This is a genomic window from Streptococcus bovimastitidis (assembly GCF_001885095.1).
Lineage (GTDB): Bacteria > Bacillota > Bacilli > Lactobacillales > Streptococcaceae > Streptococcus > Streptococcus bovimastitidis.
In genome coordinates this window covers 66,794-81,087 of sequence record NZ_LZDD01000003.1, presented here as the reverse complement: position 1 = coordinate 81,087, position 14,294 = coordinate 66,794, and the positions used below count along the sequence as shown (strand labels likewise).

The following is a 14,294-nucleotide window of genomic DNA, read 5'->3' as shown; positions in this document are numbered from 1 at the left end:
AATATTAAGAAAATTTTTCCTTTTTCAGCAGAAAAGCCCCTGCTCTGGAGAACAGGGACTTGTTTATACTTTATTGATTAAGCCTTCCAGTGTTTAGCTGGATCAAAAGCTTCCCCTACTACTGCAGTCTCATCTAACTCAATGATGCCACGTTTTTGCGGTGCATTTGGCAGAGCTAATTCACGGGGTGAGCACATCATACCATAGGAATCTTGTCCTCGCAGTTTACCTGGGAAAATAAGACTGCCACTTGGCATCATGGCACCTGGCAGGGCGACGATGGTTTTCAAGCCCAAGGCTGCGTTTGGAGCGCCAGCAACGATTTGGACTTTTTTGTCTTGTCCGATAGCTACTTGGCAGATGTTGAGGTGGTCGCTATCTGGATGGGCTACCATCTCAGTGATTTCTCCCACGACAAAGACTGGTCCTTGACTAGCTTCGAACTTTTCAGCGAAGCCTTCTTTGGCTAGTTCTGCATTGAGGATCTCAATGTCTGCTTCTGATAGGAAGACCTGGCCATTGCCTTTTATTTCCAAAAGGGAAGAAGCCTCAAAAATGTTCCAAGCCAAGGTTCTGCCATCTTCTAAGGCATAAACACGCGCCACTTTACCTTTGCGTTCAACTTCACGTTTGATGGCTTTTGTGTCTTCAAGAATGACCATCAAAACGTCGCCAACTTGTTCTTTATTATATGCGAAAATCATCGATACTTCCTTTTCTATTTGCTATAGTCTGTTAAAAATTGATTGATCTCAGCCTTGGTTTTGCGGAGTTTGCTGACAAAACGGCCAACTTCTTGCCCCTTCTCAAGGACAATAAAACTAGGGATGCCAAAGACATTCCATTCTTGAGCCACTTCCATAAAATCATCCCGATTGACACGGACGAAAGTGAATTGAGGATTTTCAGCCTCAAGTTCAGGCATGACGGGATAGATAAACTGGCAATCTGGACACCAATCCGCGGTAAAAAAGAGAAGGACTTTCTCCTCTGCTTCAATCAATTGGGCCAGTTCTTCATAAGTATTTGGACTAATCATGAGCTTGCTCCTCCTGATAAACGATATCGCCTTTGCGGTAAGTAAAGCTGTATTCTCGACCATCAGAAAGGACGACACCCCCACTGTGACTGCCTTTCTCAGATACCGTCTGATCAAAATAGACCACAGCAATCTCACCTATTTCAGCGAAAAACTGACGCAAATCAGCCGTCATTTTTTCCTTTTGATACTCATCATATTTGTCTTTAATCACCAAACCTAGAACAGCTAGCGCCGAAATGCCAACTAGACCGGTAAGACTCTTCATTCTATTATTTTTCATACTCTTCATTTTATCATAATTTTGGGGAAATAGGCTAGCGCTATTCCTAGGAATTCCGTCTATGAGCATGAGAAGAAGACAAATAGCCAAGGTCAGCTAAAAGTGGTAGAATAAAAGGGATAGTTAAAGCTTTCATAGGCTTACTTGCAAGCTAGAAAGTAGGTTGCAAAAGCAAAAAAGAGAATGGAGAACTAAATGTCAGATTTATTTGCAAAAATTAAAGAAGTTACTGAATTAGATGGTATTGCAGGTTATGAGCACAATGTCCGCAACTTCCTTCGCCAAAAAATGACACCCCTCGTTGACCGCGTAGAAACCGATGGTCTTGGTGGTATTTTTGGGATTAAAGACAGCAAAGCTGATGACGCTCCCCGTATTTTAGTGGCAGCCCATATGGACGAAGTTGGTTTCATGGTCAGCCATATTAATGACAACGGGACGCTTGGTGTTGTTGAAATTGGTGGTTGGAATCCACTGGTTGTCAGCTCACAGCGCTTCACTCTTTATACCCGTGAAGGCAAAGCTGTTCCAGTGGTTTCAGGTTCTGTTCCTCCTCACTTCCTACGTGGTGGTGGCAATGCCGGCCTACCAAGCATTTCAGATATTACTTTTGATGCTGGTTTTGCAGATAAGGCTGAGGCTGAAAGCTATGGCTTAGCTCCTGGGGATATCATTGTCCCTCAATCAGAAACCATCTTGACAGCCAACAAAAAGAACATCATCTCTAAAGCTTGGGATAACCGTTACGGTGTCCTCATGGTTACAGAACTCTTAGAAACAATCAAAGACCAAGAGCTTAAAAATACATTAATTGCCGGTGCCAATGTGCAAGAAGAAGTTGGTTTACGCGGTGCCCATGTCTCAACTACAAAATTTGACCCAGAACTCTTCTTTGCCGTAGACTGTTCACCAGCAGGTGACATCAATGGCAACCAAGGTGCTATCGGTGGTGGAACCCTTCTTCGTTTCTACGATCCAGGCCATGTCATGTTAAAAGACATGCGTGATTTCTTACTCACAACTGCTGAAGAAGCTGGTGTTAAATTCCAATATTATTGTGCCAAAGGTGGTACTGATGCTGGAGCAGCCCATTTGAAAAATGGTGGTGTCCCTTCAACAACCATCGGCGTTTGCGCTCGCTACATTCACTCCCACCAAAGCCTTTATGCCATGGATGACTTTCTTGAAGCGCAAGCTTACCTCCAAGCCATCATTAAAAAATTAGACCGCTCAACAGTCGATTTAATCAAAAAATATTAGGAGACCTCTATGAAAATCGGAATTATTGGCGTTGGCAAAATGGCCACGGCTATCATTCAGGGACTCAAAAAGGGACAGGACCAGCTGATTATCTCTGGTTCTAACCTGGACCGCTCTAAGGAAATTGCTGAGAAGTTAGAGGTCGCCTATGCCCAGTCCCATCAAGACTTGTTAGACCATGTTGACTTAGTCATTCTTGGTATCAAACCACAAGTCTATGAGACCGTGCTGGCTCCCTTGACCTTCAAGCAACCCGTCATGTCTATGGCAGCAGGTGTCTCCCTAGCCAAGCTGGCAGAATTAGTGGGCTCTGACTTACCAATCATCCGCATCATGCCTAACATGAATGCCCAAATCCTCAAAAGCACCACCGCACTCACTTATAATGACAAAGTCAGCTCTGACTTGAAAGCAAAATGCCAGCAGATTGTGGCTTCTTTCGGTTCTTGCTTTGAGATTGCCGAGAAGGATTTTGATACCTTTACAGCCTTAGCTGGCTCTAGTCCTGCCTATATCTATCTCTTTATTGAAGCCATGGCTAAAGCCGGTGTTGCTCATGGACTTCCTAAGGACAAGGCATTAGAAATTGTTAGTCAGACGGTTCTGGCCAGTGCTAATCAATTATTACAGGGCCAAGATAGCCCTCACAGCTTAATTGACAAGATTTGCAGTCCGGGGGGCACAACCATTGCCGGCCTGCTCGAGCTTGAACGGACTGGTCTTACGGCCGCTGTCAGCGCAGCTATTGACAAAACCATCGAAAAAGCTAAAAAAATGTAAAAAAATGAGCTAAGAAAATTCTTAGCTCTTATTCTTATTGCAAGAATAACATGAGGAGGACTGCTAGTCCATTGTTGATAGCGTGGATGGCGATGGTATAGCTTAATTTGTTGGTCATCATGTAGACAAACCCTAAGACCAAGCCCATACCACCATAGATGATCCAAGAACCGATGTCTGATGGCATATGGATTAAGGCAAAGAGGAGACTACTTAGGATGAGACCAAGCCAAGACTTGTAGCCAAATGCTTTGCCATAGACTAGGCCTCGGAAGATTAACTCCTCAACCATTGGAGCTACGACTGCCGCTAGAATAAAGAGGAGGATGGGGTGTAAACCAGCTTTTTCCAAGGCAGCTTGATTGACTGTGTTAGCCTTTGCACCATGTTCAAGAAAGAGAATAATGCCACCAATCATTTTACTGATGGTCAATCCGGCAAAACCGACTCCCACCCAGACAATAGGTCCGTAATCGGAAATTTTTTCCGTATCAAAGAAGCCTAGTTTTTTTGCTAGCCACCAGCCAGCGATGACCACTCCAAGCATGACTAGTGAGAGGAGTGCAACTTGCCAAAGGGGTTGCCCTTTTTTCATAAAGAGCATTGGTGCTTGCTCAATAACCAGTACCGCAAGTGCCAATAAGAACCATTTTAATTTAGATAGTGTATTTCCCATGTTTTCCCCTTACATGAATCGTTTCAGAAGTATATCCGTTCCAAAAAAGGACAAGATAATGAAGTATAAATCAGCCGCTAAAAAATAGCGGAGGTCAAAATCGACCTTAAAAAAAGCATTAAGAACGAGGACCAGAATAATGAGCAGAATTTGCAAGACCAAGGTCGTTGCCGAAGCTGCTAATAAAATAGCGTGATTGCGTTCGTCCTTACTCTCAATATAAGCTTCCTTGAGTTTTTTTTCATTATGGAGAACAAAGTAGTTCCTTATGGTTAAAGCCAACAAAGCAATGGACATCCCCCAGACAAATCCTTTTGTATAGGAGTTGAAATGGAACTGCCAATTAAGAATAAATAAGAAAAGCGCTAAGATAATGGCAAAGAGTGAAGCTAGTCGATAGGATTTGCTATAAGCTTCAAAACTTTTTTCTTTGCTTAAATAATTAATAAATCTGGTAATCATTGGTTTCTCCTATGTTCCTCAAAAATAAAGATATCTTCGATAGACAAATCGAAGAACTTAGCTAATTTAAAAGCTAATTCCAAAGAAGCATTATAGCGTCCCTTTTCCAATGAAATAATGGTTTGTCGGGTAACACTCATGACTTCTGCCAACTCTGCTTGACTAATTCTTTTTGCTTTTCGGAGCTCTTGTAGTCTATTTTCCATTTTTCCTCCAAAAGTATAACAAACTTTACATTGTTAGTATAGTTCACTTTACTTTTTTTGTCAAGAAAAATCTAACCACAAAGTGATTAGATTTTTTCTTTTTCTTTTAAAGGCTTATTTTTGTCTTAAACGTTCCACGTCACGAGCGATACATAACTCTTCATCAGTTGAGATAACCAAGACTTTAACTTTTGATTCAGGTGTTGTAATTTCACCACGGTAACCAAAAACATTTTTCTCTGGGTCAAGTTCCATACCGAACCATGAAAGACCGGCAATAACATCTTGACGCATTAATGGCGCATTTTCACCCATTCCTGCTGTGAAGACAAGAACATCAGCACCATTTAAGACTGCAAAGTATTGACCAATGTATTTTTTAATACGGTCGATAAACATGTTATATGCTAAAACAGCTTCTGGATTTTTTTCTTGAAGACCAGCTTCGATATCACGCATATCACTAGAGATACCTGATACACCACCTAAACCAGATTGTTTGTTAAGCATGTTGATGGCATCAGCAGCATCTTTCAATTCTGGGTCACGTTCAATGATATAAGGAATGATCGCTGGATCGATATCACCAGAACGAGTTCCCATCATAGGACCTGCAAGTGGAGTGAATCCCATAGAAGTATCAACTGATTCTCCGTGGTAGTTAGCTGTGATTGAAACACCGTTACCGATATGAGCAGTAATGATTTTCAATTCTTCAACGGGACGACCAACCATTTTAGCAGCTTCTTGGGCTACATACTTGTGACTTGTTCCATGTGCTCCATATTTACGAACTTTATGTTCTTTGTAATATTTTTGTGGAATTGGATACAAGTATGTATGTTTTTGCATTGTCATGTGGTAGGCATTGTCAAAAACACAAACGCTAGTGATATCTGGTAAAATCTCACGGAAGGCGCGAATACCTGCAGCAGCTCCTGGATTGTGTAATGGTGCAAGTGCGGCAAGTTCTTCGACTTGTTCAACAACTTTTTCATCAACTAATACTGAATCATTAAAATATTCACCACCAGCCACGATACGGTGACCAACACCAGTAATTTCATCATAAGATGAAATGATATTAAAATGGATAAGGTCATTTAAAAGAATCTTAACAGCTTCTGTATGGTCAGGAATATCTGTAATTTGTTCTTCTTTGTTGCCATCAAATTTTACAGTTGAGATAGAATCATTCAAACCTATACGTTCGATAATTCCTTGTGCTAGAACTGTTTCTTCTGGCATTTGATAAAGTTGCCATTTAAGACTTGAACTACCAGCATTAATTGCAATTGTTTTTGACATTTTTAACCTCTCTTGAAATCGTTTTCTGTAATACTATATAATTATACCAAAAATTTTATGAAAAAACATTATCTTGTTTCCATTTTTTGAATTCTTCCATAAAGCTTTGAATATTTTCAGGCGTCTGCAAATCAGTTAGTGGGTAAACAAAAGCCTCACCATTTTTTTCTGTATTTTTTTGCAAAACAATAATAGACTTAGCATTAGATGGGTGACCAAATAATGACTCTGGCAAGGTGATTACTGCCTTAATTTGAGCATAACCTTGTAACCATTTTTTGAGGAGATCACTCTGAGCACTCACTAAAAGATTACTTGGAGCCAAGAAAATTGCATAACCGTTTTTCTTTAAGTATTTTAATGACTGCTCCATTAACAAATGGTGAGCATAAGTGTGGCCATCTTGACTAGCGACTTGATAGCGCCCTGCAATCTCATCGTTAGGGTAATAACCGACCGGCAAGTCACTGAGGATAACGTCACTCTCTTTTAAAACTTGAGGGCGAACTGCATCTTCTTGGACAAAATTTGCGGATGATCTCATAACTTCCGCAATACTTGCGGACAAATCAATCAAGAGGTCATCCAATTCAATACCTAAATAATCAATTTTCTTTCTGCTATTATTCAAAAGTGTTTGAGCTAAGTTGCCTGTACCACTTCCAATTTCAAGAAGATCAATTGTCTCTGCCGGCATCAATTCTTCAATTAAAAAGAGGAGGATAAAACCAATAGAGTCCGGTGTAAATTGATGATTGGCCTGTAATTTCTCAGTTTGGCTTGCTTTAATAAAAACAAACTGAAAGGCACGACGCCATTCTTCCTGACTCAATTGCAAGGCCCTTAAATCAATATTGTTCTTAAAAACCTCTTCTTTAGCTCCTTCTACGCCAAGATAGTAGGCATTTTGTTCAATAAGAGCATCATAAATATTGGTTTTAATGTCATTCTCAATGAGTTGAGCATTTTCTAAAATAAGCTGAAAAGCTTTTTCAATTTTTTCAAAGTTCATACTGTTATCATATCAAAAAGAACCCTAAAAGAAAAGAAAGCTAGTTAGGAGTGGGAGATTTTTGAGATAGTTGATGCTGCTGAGAGTCCTTACCATTTTTCTTCCTCTCCTTCTTTTTACCTTTAGACTGGTCTATGGACCTTTCTTGCGACTTATCCCCTTTCTCGACTAGGGGATAGTTGAAAGTAAAGGCTTGTCCATTTGTTAAAGTGACGGAAACATCCATGCTATCTTCCAAATGGAGATACTCTGCCTTGCCCTGGTCAAAAACCATACTGCCAGATCCCTTATTTGCTGTCATTTTGATATACTCACCTATCATCTGAGCTTGCAAGTTGACCACTTGAGCCTGGTGTTCCCGCTTAAAATCAGCCACTTGCTTGAGGTAAACTTCCACCAAAGAAATGAAGACTGCAGACATTAAAATGGCATAAACAAGGACGCCGGCCTTAAGATTTTTCTTTAAAATCATAAATAAAAGTCCTTTCTAAGCCACTGGGCCAATAGATTTTAATGGTGACTTTTTTATCCTTTTCGACCATGTTGACATCCGCCAAATTTAAAAGGAGCGGATGATAACCGTGCCAGGTGGCAGAAGCTTTGCGAAAGTCTTTTTTATCTGTAAAGCCAAAAGCAACTTCTTTTCCCTCTTTTTCTATGTAGAGACGTCCATTGCGAAGCTCCCGAAAATGAGCCCCCATACATTCTGCACGGAACTGTTGCGAAAAGAGGAGCCACTTATCCTGGTCGTTCTCGCGTAAATAGGCCATATGGGAGAAGACCGAGCGACTCAGGCCCTGATAGACCAGTAGCATTCCAGTAATAACGATGAGAGCAAGTAAAGATTTTATCAAGGTAAAAGCTGGTACTTTATTTTTCATTAATCTTGAATATTTCCTGATTGTTTGCATTAATGCTCATTTCCTTTTCTTTCCTAGTAACCTCAATCTCATAACCGTTGATAGCGAGATGCTCTTCTCCCGTCTGCAGAGCTGTCAAAGCAGCAACAAGGACTTCCTGCCGGCGGCGCATTTGGGCAATCGCTTTTTCTTGTTGGTTGATGGCCGTGACAAAAAGGCTAACGACTAAGACAAGAATGGCCGTTGCTAGCAGACTTTCAAATAAAATAAAAGCTTTAATCTGTCGTTTTTTGATATGTACCACTTCCTAAATTAATTTGATAATGAATTTTTTCCTGATCTGTCTGGAATGAAATTTTTGCTAAGGAATGATTTCCTCCCATCTGATTTAAGCGGATCTTTCCATGATATAAGAGCTTGACCCCATCCGGCAAATCTAAACGGCGCTCATTGCATTGCACACGATTATCGGAAAAAATTAAATAGGCCTCTCTCTGATTGAGCACACTTAACTTCTGACTATGTCGGTAAAAGTTTTCAAAATTGATAAAGAAGAGACTGGTTTCTAACCTCTGATAAATATGGTTTATGGAGGCAGACATGGTCATGACAATAAAGCAGCTTAAGCTCAAGGTCAGCAGTGATTCAAAGAGAGTGAAAGCCCTAATCTTGGACCTTACGAGCTGGTTCTTTATGTTTTGCATAATAGTCCTTGTAGGCTTTGACTTGCTTTTCATTGATATCTTTTTCTGCCAGGAGCTCACCCAGAGTTGGGTATTTACCTTTATTCAACTCATAGAGTTCCGCCTGGCTCTCAACTACTTTGACCACGGCCGCATTCCCTTTTTGCGTGATTTCATCTTTTTGCTTACTCAAATTTGGAATAAAGAGCAACATGAGAACGCTGATGACCAGAAGTACAATCAACATTTCAATAAAAGTAACTAAATTTACTAGTTTTTAATAGGTTATTTTCCGTTTAAATAGAAATTTTTAATAATTTCCGTTTTAATGGAATTTAATAAAAATTGCTATTGACGATATATAACAAATATTGTATATTAAGGTAAAAAAAGGAGATAAAAATGAAAGTTGATACTGACAAGATAGATTGGTTACTGAAAAATGAAACTCAATACAAAATTACTAAAGATACCGGTGTTGCTCAAGTGACATTGTCAGGATTGATTTCTGGTAAAAGAAAAATTGAAAACTTAACTGTAAAAGTCGCTAGCAAGTTAACAGAATACGCAGAAGAAATTCAAAATATTAAATAGATTGTGAGGAAGTTAAATGGTAACAGATTATCTATCAAGTCAGCAAAAAGATGATAAAAAATGGGCAGAAAAAAATAGAGAACATAGAACTTATTTATCAAAATGCTCTACTGCTCGTAGTTTTATTAACAAGAATGCTACAAAAGAAGACTTATTAGAATTAAAACAATTAATCGAAAATAGACTTTAAACACAAAAAGACCGCCCTATTAACGGACGGTCTTCATTTTCTTATTTTTAAGCCATAGAAAGAATTTCTTCAAAGGAATTTTCTGTTTCTGGTAATTTAATTAATTTTCTTATTTTTTCTATTATGCTTACTTTTTCTTCTTGTTTTCTTTCTGAAATATATGGTGAGTAACCTACCGCTTCAAACATAGCTATATTTTCTAAAATTAATTCAGCTAGAAAGATGATTGTAATTTTATAATTTGTGACATAAATTAAGAGATATTTAAATCTATCTTTTTGTTTATTATTTTTAAAAACATTTAAATGAAATTTCAGCATAACGAATGGTAGTGCAAGATGAGAATTCATAGACATATTGATGCCTTTTTTTCGTAAATATGCAAAACCTTGGACAACCATTGATGTGTACCACATCATTAAAGTCATCAATACAACTGTTAGTATCATATTATTTTTTACCTCTCGGCTTTCTATATGATTGTTGCGAAATAAAGTTTGTTCTATTCATTTTATAATGTAATTTTCGTTTCATCATATCATTATCTAATTCTTCATTAGAGTGCTGAATAATCTTTTTAGCCAAACTTTGGTTGTTTAAATCTTCTGGGCTATCATATTTGCCAAGCAATAGCCAAAAAACAACTGCCCCTACTACGCTAATAACAATGGAAATAAGTTTCCCTAATAGTATCAAATAAGGCGTTAGTCCCAATTTATCAAGTTCGCTTTGATATACACTAAGCAATACTATTAAAACAATAAGAGAGAATTGGGCTTTAACAAACATAGAAAGAAATTTTGAAAATTTTCCTCTTTCGTTAAATTCAAAATCAGTTATTGAAATTAAATTATTTGAAAGGTGTAAGATAGTTGTTGATGTAAAACTACCAATACTATTTGACGATGTCAAGGTAATTACACATGTTATTAACGACACCATATTCAAAGTTTTCTTGATGAATTGCTTATTTATATACACTCGTGTTCAGAAGCTCATTTCTATATCTGAATGAATGTATGTATAATCAGATATAGATAAATATATACATACATAACTTTATATAGACATAATAACCCATTAACCTTGTACAGTCAAGGCATTAACGTTGATTTTTTGTGATTTAATAAAACTATCAAAACACATTTTTACTTATTAACTAAATGATTTTTATCGTATGCTGATAGCCAAACTTCGCCAAATTCACCAAAGATGAACTTGCGCCAATAATAGCCATAGTTTTCGCCACCTTCGCCAGTATCTGTGATGTGTGCTTCATCTCCTGCGAAAGTAAAGTACATACCTTTTTTATATTCTTTGTCTTTACCGTCCGTCAGGTTTTTGCCATTTTTATCAACCCAGTTTACCATTGCAACTGGAATGCCGTTCTCTGTCCAAGTAAATTGAGCTGGTACCAAATAGTCACATTTGATTTGATAGATACCATGTACAAATTTGACATCGTTTGCTTGGTAAACTCGTTTAACTGTCGGTTTAGCTTTTGCTTTAGCAACATTTACTTGGCCAAAACCTTTTGCGAGGTCATTAGCGAATTGAGCTTTACTGATTCCCCACTTAGCTAAGTAAGGGTAAGGGTCAACGTGATCAGAAAAATTATTAGGTTGGTGAGCAGTTGCGTATGCATGACTAATGATACCAGTTGAGCCAACGTCAAGCGTTTTAGGCAGTCCGGCCTCATCAGCTAATTGCCTAAGCAACTCAACATACAACTTATAGTCAACCATAAACTCTGCTTTAGACTTATGACTTTCAATTAATTCTACACCAGCGTAAGTTTCAACATTCCATCCACCACCTACATCATAAGCTCCACGATTTACTTGTGCCGTTTGGATAATACGACCATTGCCAACTACGTGCGTAAAAAATCCACTCTCAATAGGTCTACGCATATGGTAATCAGCTTCATTCTGCGCAGTACTTCGTGCGTTACCAGTTGAATGTGGGTGGATTTGACGATATGGTCTGACGCCAACCTGTGGCGTATCCCATCTAATTTGTTTTTCAATCTTTAATGTCATAAGCTGCTACTCCTTAAATTGGCTGATATTCATCAGGATACATGCAAAGCCTGCCATTAAAACCCCTGACATCCACACTTGCCAATTGACATCACTGATCAATGCACTTGTACCGAGCAAGCCTAGACCAGTTTGTGCCATAGTCTTGATGGTTTTGATTAGCGTTTCTTTTGCCCATTTTTCTAAGTTCATTTTGATTTCTCCTTTTCCAAAAAGTTCAATCGTTCATCGTGACTGATAAGTTTATCCTCAGCGATACCGATTCTTGATTCGTGTTGATTTTGTACCCTGCGTAAATCCTTGCGGTCTTCTGCGGACATTTTGAAATTAAATTGATTTTCTTTCAATCCGTCTGCTAATTTCTCGATAGAGTCTTGCAAGGATTCCATAGTCCTTTTGTTATTTTCTAAAACAATTTTGATTGGTGCTGAAACGTATTTTAAAAATACAATGATCGCTACTAGAGCAGTACACCATTGTGAAATTGCTGTGATATCAATATTCATATACTTCCTTTCTATTCTGTCCAGAGCGGATTATTCCAGTCAAATAATTGAACGTTAACATTTGGTGATGTGCCGTCAACTGTGTGCGCTTTAGTATATACACTTTTAGTTTTGCAATTTGTGACTGTAAAATCTGAAATTTCAGTTGATTGACCATAATGAGTCGCACGTATGCTAAGATTTTGAGAAGTCCAACAATCTTTAAGTTTGACATTATTTTTAGCACCAGCTTTAGAATTATTGTGAATAGTATATGCTAATTGTTCTTTCGTGTTTGACGGGTCAACTGGATTTCCGCTATCTTCAAATTTACAATCTTCATATAAATATTCAGAATTTGTAGACATACCAGCTCCGACAATTTGGAAGAAATAAGAACGACCTTTGAAATGGCAACGAGAAACATGGTTTTTACCATTATTGTCCCAAGCAAAATCATCATGCACAAGATAACGACATGAATAATCTGTCACGACATCAATATCTAATCCATCAACCTTATTATTTATAGTCAGATTAAGTGGACTAAACCAAGTATTAACATTTACATTTGAAGCATCATAATTCCATACGATTTTACTTTTTGGATCTGCAATTAAATTGTCCCCGATTTTTAAGTTATATCCACGCTTATTAAAGTCATTGCCTGAGTAGTCAACATAGTTAGTGAAAAAATCAGCTCCATAATGGTCTAAATACTCCTGTTTCATATCGACAACGTAGTTGACTAATTGATAAGTATTCTTTGTAGCTGTATTTTCTGAAATAGCTTTAAGTAAGCTAGTATAAGTTTGACCAGGGCCAACTTTGATGATTTTTGTTGCCTTGATAGATTCAAGCAATTCATCTGAAAGTGAGCTATATTGAATGGTCTTGCTGTTTATTTTTGTACCATCAATACCTAATTCATGCGAAACATATTCTTGTACTAGTGTTTTAGCTAGTACAATAGCATCTTTTTGACTAATAGCGTAGGAAACAGACATCTGAACTGCATTTGTAGGTACAACAATAGGATTAGTTTTAGTATCAGCAATCAAGCCACTAATATAGGTACCAGATGCATTAAAGAAAGCAATATGTACGTTTGAAGCAAAGTTTAGATAATAATTTCCACCTGCTACAACTGTAATATAGTTGATTTGGAAAAGGGCTTGTCCAACTTTATTACCTGTGTTATAAGCACGATAAAAGCCAACTTCTGCTATATCTTTATTAATAAGATTGACACCTTCTACATAAGATACTGCATTTTCAACTTTAATCTTAAGTTCAGGTAGCAATTTATCACCTGAAATTGTTCCTTTTAGAATTTCTCCACCGTTAATGCCTGATTCAAACTGCTCATAGCTAGTAATAGGAGATTTCGACAACATAACTTGACCTAAGACACTAGTCTTATATGATACTGTAAAATATTTTGTCCCAGCTGGTGTTACAAAACTAGATGGGTCTACTAATCCGCTAATAAAAGTGCCAGATGCATTAAAGAAAGCAATGTGAATATTTGATACCGGAACCAAATAATAAGTTGTGTTTTCTGTACTGAAAATCTTATTATATTGATAAGTTGCGTCCGCTTGCTCTACACCATCACCTTTATAAACATAGTATCCAACTTTAGCTTTTGCAGGATTGATTAAGTTCTTGCCTGGCTTCATTGATACTTTATTTCTAACTGCATCACCGAGCGAATTAAAGACATTTCCTTGCTCGTCGGTCCTAGCATCGACAACTTCGGAATCTTTTCCACTTCCTGAACTTGCAACAACTGTGCTAAGTCGTGAGTCAATACTTGAAATGTTCGTTTTGTTGGTATTGACTTGACTTTGCAAGTCGGTATCTTTGGCATCTAGTCCGTCTAGCCGACTATCCAAACTCGACTGACCACCACGAGCGTTTAAAATTTCCGCATGGTCAGATAGTGCATTATTGTAGATAGATGACATTTTTGTTTGTAAGTCAATAATGCTTGCGTCTTTAAGATTTAACTCTTGTAGAATGCTATCAAGCGTCATGTTGATATCGTAGTTGGGTACTAAATCTTTTAGATCGTAAGCGACAGCCCCTTCTTCGATTGAAATCAAAATATTTCTGTCAGAAGGGAAAATATAGTTGTCAATCTTGATTTCTAAGTAATAGATGCCAACTTGGACTGCCTTATCAATATTAAATTTAACAATTGAATCTTCTACGGTAGTTGTTTTTGTGTAGACGATATTATTATCGTCGCATAAAGCAACTGTTGCGGTTTTTGAATTAAGGTCAGAGATTTGGTCGCCATTTGCATCAATTAGAGTAAACGACAAAATAGAACCAGTATCTCCTTGCTTAATTTTTGTACCGCCTAATTCTTGTTTTAATCCTAGTGTATTTTCAAAAAACATTTATTA

At 37.8% G+C, this 14,294-nt stretch carries 23 protein-coding genes; 4 read left to right on the top strand and 19 right to left on the bottom strand.

Features of this window, described 5'->3' with window-relative positions:
• Positions 1-77: 77 nt before the first annotated feature.
• From ytpR to A9Q68_RS08820, 3 genes are read right to left on the bottom strand one after another with little or no spacing between them, the layout of a single operon-like run.
• Positions 78-704, bottom strand: coding sequence for a YtpR family tRNA-binding protein (gene ytpR / locus A9Q68_RS08830; protein WP_071794339.1), 627 nt, complete (start codon positions 702-704; stop codon positions 78-80).
• Between the two features lie 14 nt (positions 705-718).
• Complete coding sequence (locus tag A9Q68_RS08825; RefSeq protein ID WP_071794338.1) at positions 719-1,039, bottom strand: thioredoxin family protein; 321 nt, start codon at positions 1,037-1,039, stop codon at positions 719-721.
• Positions 1,032-1,322 (bottom strand): DUF4651 domain-containing protein, encoded by a 291-nt coding sequence (locus A9Q68_RS08820; RefSeq protein WP_071794337.1) that lies wholly within the window; start codon positions 1,320-1,322, stop codon positions 1,032-1,034. The genes A9Q68_RS08825 and A9Q68_RS08820 overlap by 8 nt, the downstream gene beginning before the upstream one ends.
• 195 nt (positions 1,323-1,517) lie before the next feature.
• Here A9Q68_RS08820 and pepA point away from each other — a divergent pair, with 195 nt between their 5' ends.
• Positions 1,518-2,582 (top strand): glutamyl aminopeptidase, encoded by a 1,065-nt coding sequence (pepA, locus tag A9Q68_RS08815; RefSeq protein WP_071794336.1) that lies wholly within the window; start codon positions 1,518-1,520, stop codon positions 2,580-2,582.
• A 9-nt stretch (positions 2,583-2,591) separates the two neighbouring features.
• A complete protein-coding gene (proC, locus tag A9Q68_RS08810) occupies positions 2,592-3,362 on the top strand; it encodes a pyrroline-5-carboxylate reductase (RefSeq protein WP_071794335.1) in 771 nt (256 codons plus the stop codon).
• Positions 3,363-3,396: 34 nt separating this feature from the next.
• Here proC and A9Q68_RS08805 read toward each other — a convergent pair whose 3' ends face one another.
• The 10 genes from A9Q68_RS08805 to comGC all read right to left on the bottom strand — a co-directional run bounded on the left by A9Q68_RS08805 (position 3,397) and on the right by comGC (position 8,816).
• A complete protein-coding gene (locus A9Q68_RS08805) occupies positions 3,397-4,038 on the bottom strand; it encodes a CPBP family intramembrane glutamic endopeptidase (RefSeq protein ID WP_071794334.1) in 642 nt (213 codons plus the stop codon).
• A 9-nt stretch (positions 4,039-4,047) separates the two neighbouring features.
• Positions 4,048-4,500: a hypothetical protein gene (locus tag A9Q68_RS08800; RefSeq protein WP_071794333.1), complete on the bottom strand. Its 453-nt coding sequence runs from the start codon at positions 4,498-4,500 to the stop codon at positions 4,048-4,050.
• A complete protein-coding gene (locus tag A9Q68_RS08795; RefSeq protein ID WP_071794332.1) occupies positions 4,497-4,706 on the bottom strand; it encodes a helix-turn-helix transcriptional regulator in 210 nt (69 codons plus the stop codon). Before A9Q68_RS08795 ends, A9Q68_RS08800 begins: the two co-directional genes overlap by 4 nt.
• Positions 4,707-4,820: 114 nt before the next feature.
• Positions 4,821-6,014 carry an acetate kinase gene (locus A9Q68_RS08790; protein ID WP_071794331.1) on the bottom strand — a complete coding sequence of 398 codons (1,194 nt, stop codon included), beginning with the start codon at positions 6,012-6,014 and terminating at the stop codon, positions 4,821-4,823.
• Between the two features lie 55 nt (positions 6,015-6,069).
• Entirely contained in the window at positions 6,070-7,026 is a 957-nt protein-coding gene (locus A9Q68_RS08785) for a class I SAM-dependent methyltransferase (protein ID WP_071794330.1), read from the bottom strand.
• Positions 7,027-7,066: 40 nt separating this feature from the next.
• A complete protein-coding gene (gene comGG, locus A9Q68_RS08780; RefSeq protein ID WP_071794329.1) occupies positions 7,067-7,498 on the bottom strand; it encodes a competence type IV pilus minor pilin ComGG in 432 nt (143 codons plus the stop codon).
• Positions 7,476-7,907: a competence type IV pilus minor pilin ComGF gene (gene comGF / locus A9Q68_RS08775; RefSeq protein ID WP_240494223.1), complete on the bottom strand. Its 432-nt coding sequence runs from the start codon at positions 7,905-7,907 to the stop codon at positions 7,476-7,478. Before comGF ends, comGG begins: the two co-directional genes overlap by 23 nt.
• A complete protein-coding gene (comGE, locus tag A9Q68_RS08770) occupies positions 7,897-8,190 on the bottom strand; it encodes a competence type IV pilus minor pilin ComGE (RefSeq protein ID WP_071794327.1) in 294 nt (97 codons plus the stop codon). Before comGE ends, comGF begins: the two co-directional genes overlap by 11 nt.
• Complete coding sequence (comGD, locus tag A9Q68_RS11080) at positions 8,162-8,494, bottom strand: competence type IV pilus minor pilin ComGD (protein WP_276204053.1); 333 nt, start codon at positions 8,492-8,494, stop codon at positions 8,162-8,164. Before comGD ends, comGE begins: the two co-directional genes overlap by 29 nt.
• Positions 8,495-8,549: 55 nt before the next feature.
• Positions 8,550-8,816 (bottom strand): competence type IV pilus major pilin ComGC, encoded by a 267-nt coding sequence (gene comGC / locus A9Q68_RS08760; protein ID WP_071794325.1) that lies wholly within the window; start codon positions 8,814-8,816, stop codon positions 8,550-8,552.
• A 155-nt stretch (positions 8,817-8,971) separates the two neighbouring features.
• On the opposite strand from comGC, the gene A9Q68_RS08755 reads away from it, so the two are divergent.
• Positions 8,972-9,163, top strand: coding sequence for a DNA-binding protein (locus A9Q68_RS08755; protein ID WP_071794324.1), 192 nt, complete (start codon positions 8,972-8,974; stop codon positions 9,161-9,163).
• 16 nt (positions 9,164-9,179) lie between these two features.
• Complete coding sequence (locus A9Q68_RS10680) at positions 9,180-9,353, top strand: hypothetical protein (RefSeq protein ID WP_106404009.1); 174 nt, start codon at positions 9,180-9,182, stop codon at positions 9,351-9,353.
• A 47-nt stretch (positions 9,354-9,400) separates the two neighbouring features.
• Here A9Q68_RS10680 and A9Q68_RS08750 read toward each other — a convergent pair whose 3' ends face one another.
• The 6 genes from A9Q68_RS08750 to A9Q68_RS08720 all read right to left on the bottom strand — a co-directional run bounded on the left by A9Q68_RS08750 (position 9,401) and on the right by A9Q68_RS08720 (position 14,288).
• Positions 9,401-9,802: a hypothetical protein gene (locus A9Q68_RS08750; RefSeq protein WP_071794323.1), complete on the bottom strand. Its 402-nt coding sequence runs from the start codon at positions 9,800-9,802 to the stop codon at positions 9,401-9,403.
• A gap of 1 nt (position 9,803) precedes the next feature.
• Positions 9,804-10,265 carry a hypothetical protein gene (locus tag A9Q68_RS08745; RefSeq protein ID WP_131814177.1) on the bottom strand — a complete coding sequence of 154 codons (462 nt, stop codon included), beginning with the start codon at positions 10,263-10,265 and terminating at the stop codon, positions 9,804-9,806.
• A gap of 236 nt (positions 10,266-10,501) precedes the next feature.
• Positions 10,502-11,395 carry a lytic exoenzyme target recognition domain-containing protein gene (locus A9Q68_RS10970; protein ID WP_083426051.1) on the bottom strand — a complete coding sequence of 298 codons (894 nt, stop codon included), beginning with the start codon at positions 11,393-11,395 and terminating at the stop codon, positions 10,502-10,504.
• A 6-nt stretch (positions 11,396-11,401) separates the two neighbouring features.
• Positions 11,402-11,587, bottom strand: a complete 186-nt coding sequence (locus tag A9Q68_RS08730) for a hypothetical protein (RefSeq protein WP_071794321.1) — start codon at positions 11,585-11,587, stop codon at positions 11,402-11,404.
• Entirely contained in the window at positions 11,584-11,901 is a 318-nt protein-coding gene (locus tag A9Q68_RS08725) for an ATPase (RefSeq protein ID WP_071794320.1), read from the bottom strand. The genes A9Q68_RS08730 and A9Q68_RS08725 overlap by 4 nt, the downstream gene beginning before the upstream one ends.
• Positions 11,902-11,912: 11 nt before the next feature.
• Complete coding sequence (locus A9Q68_RS08720; RefSeq protein WP_071794319.1) at positions 11,913-14,288, bottom strand: hypothetical protein; 2,376 nt, start codon at positions 14,286-14,288, stop codon at positions 11,913-11,915.
• Between the last annotated feature and the right edge of the window lie 6 nt (positions 14,289-14,294).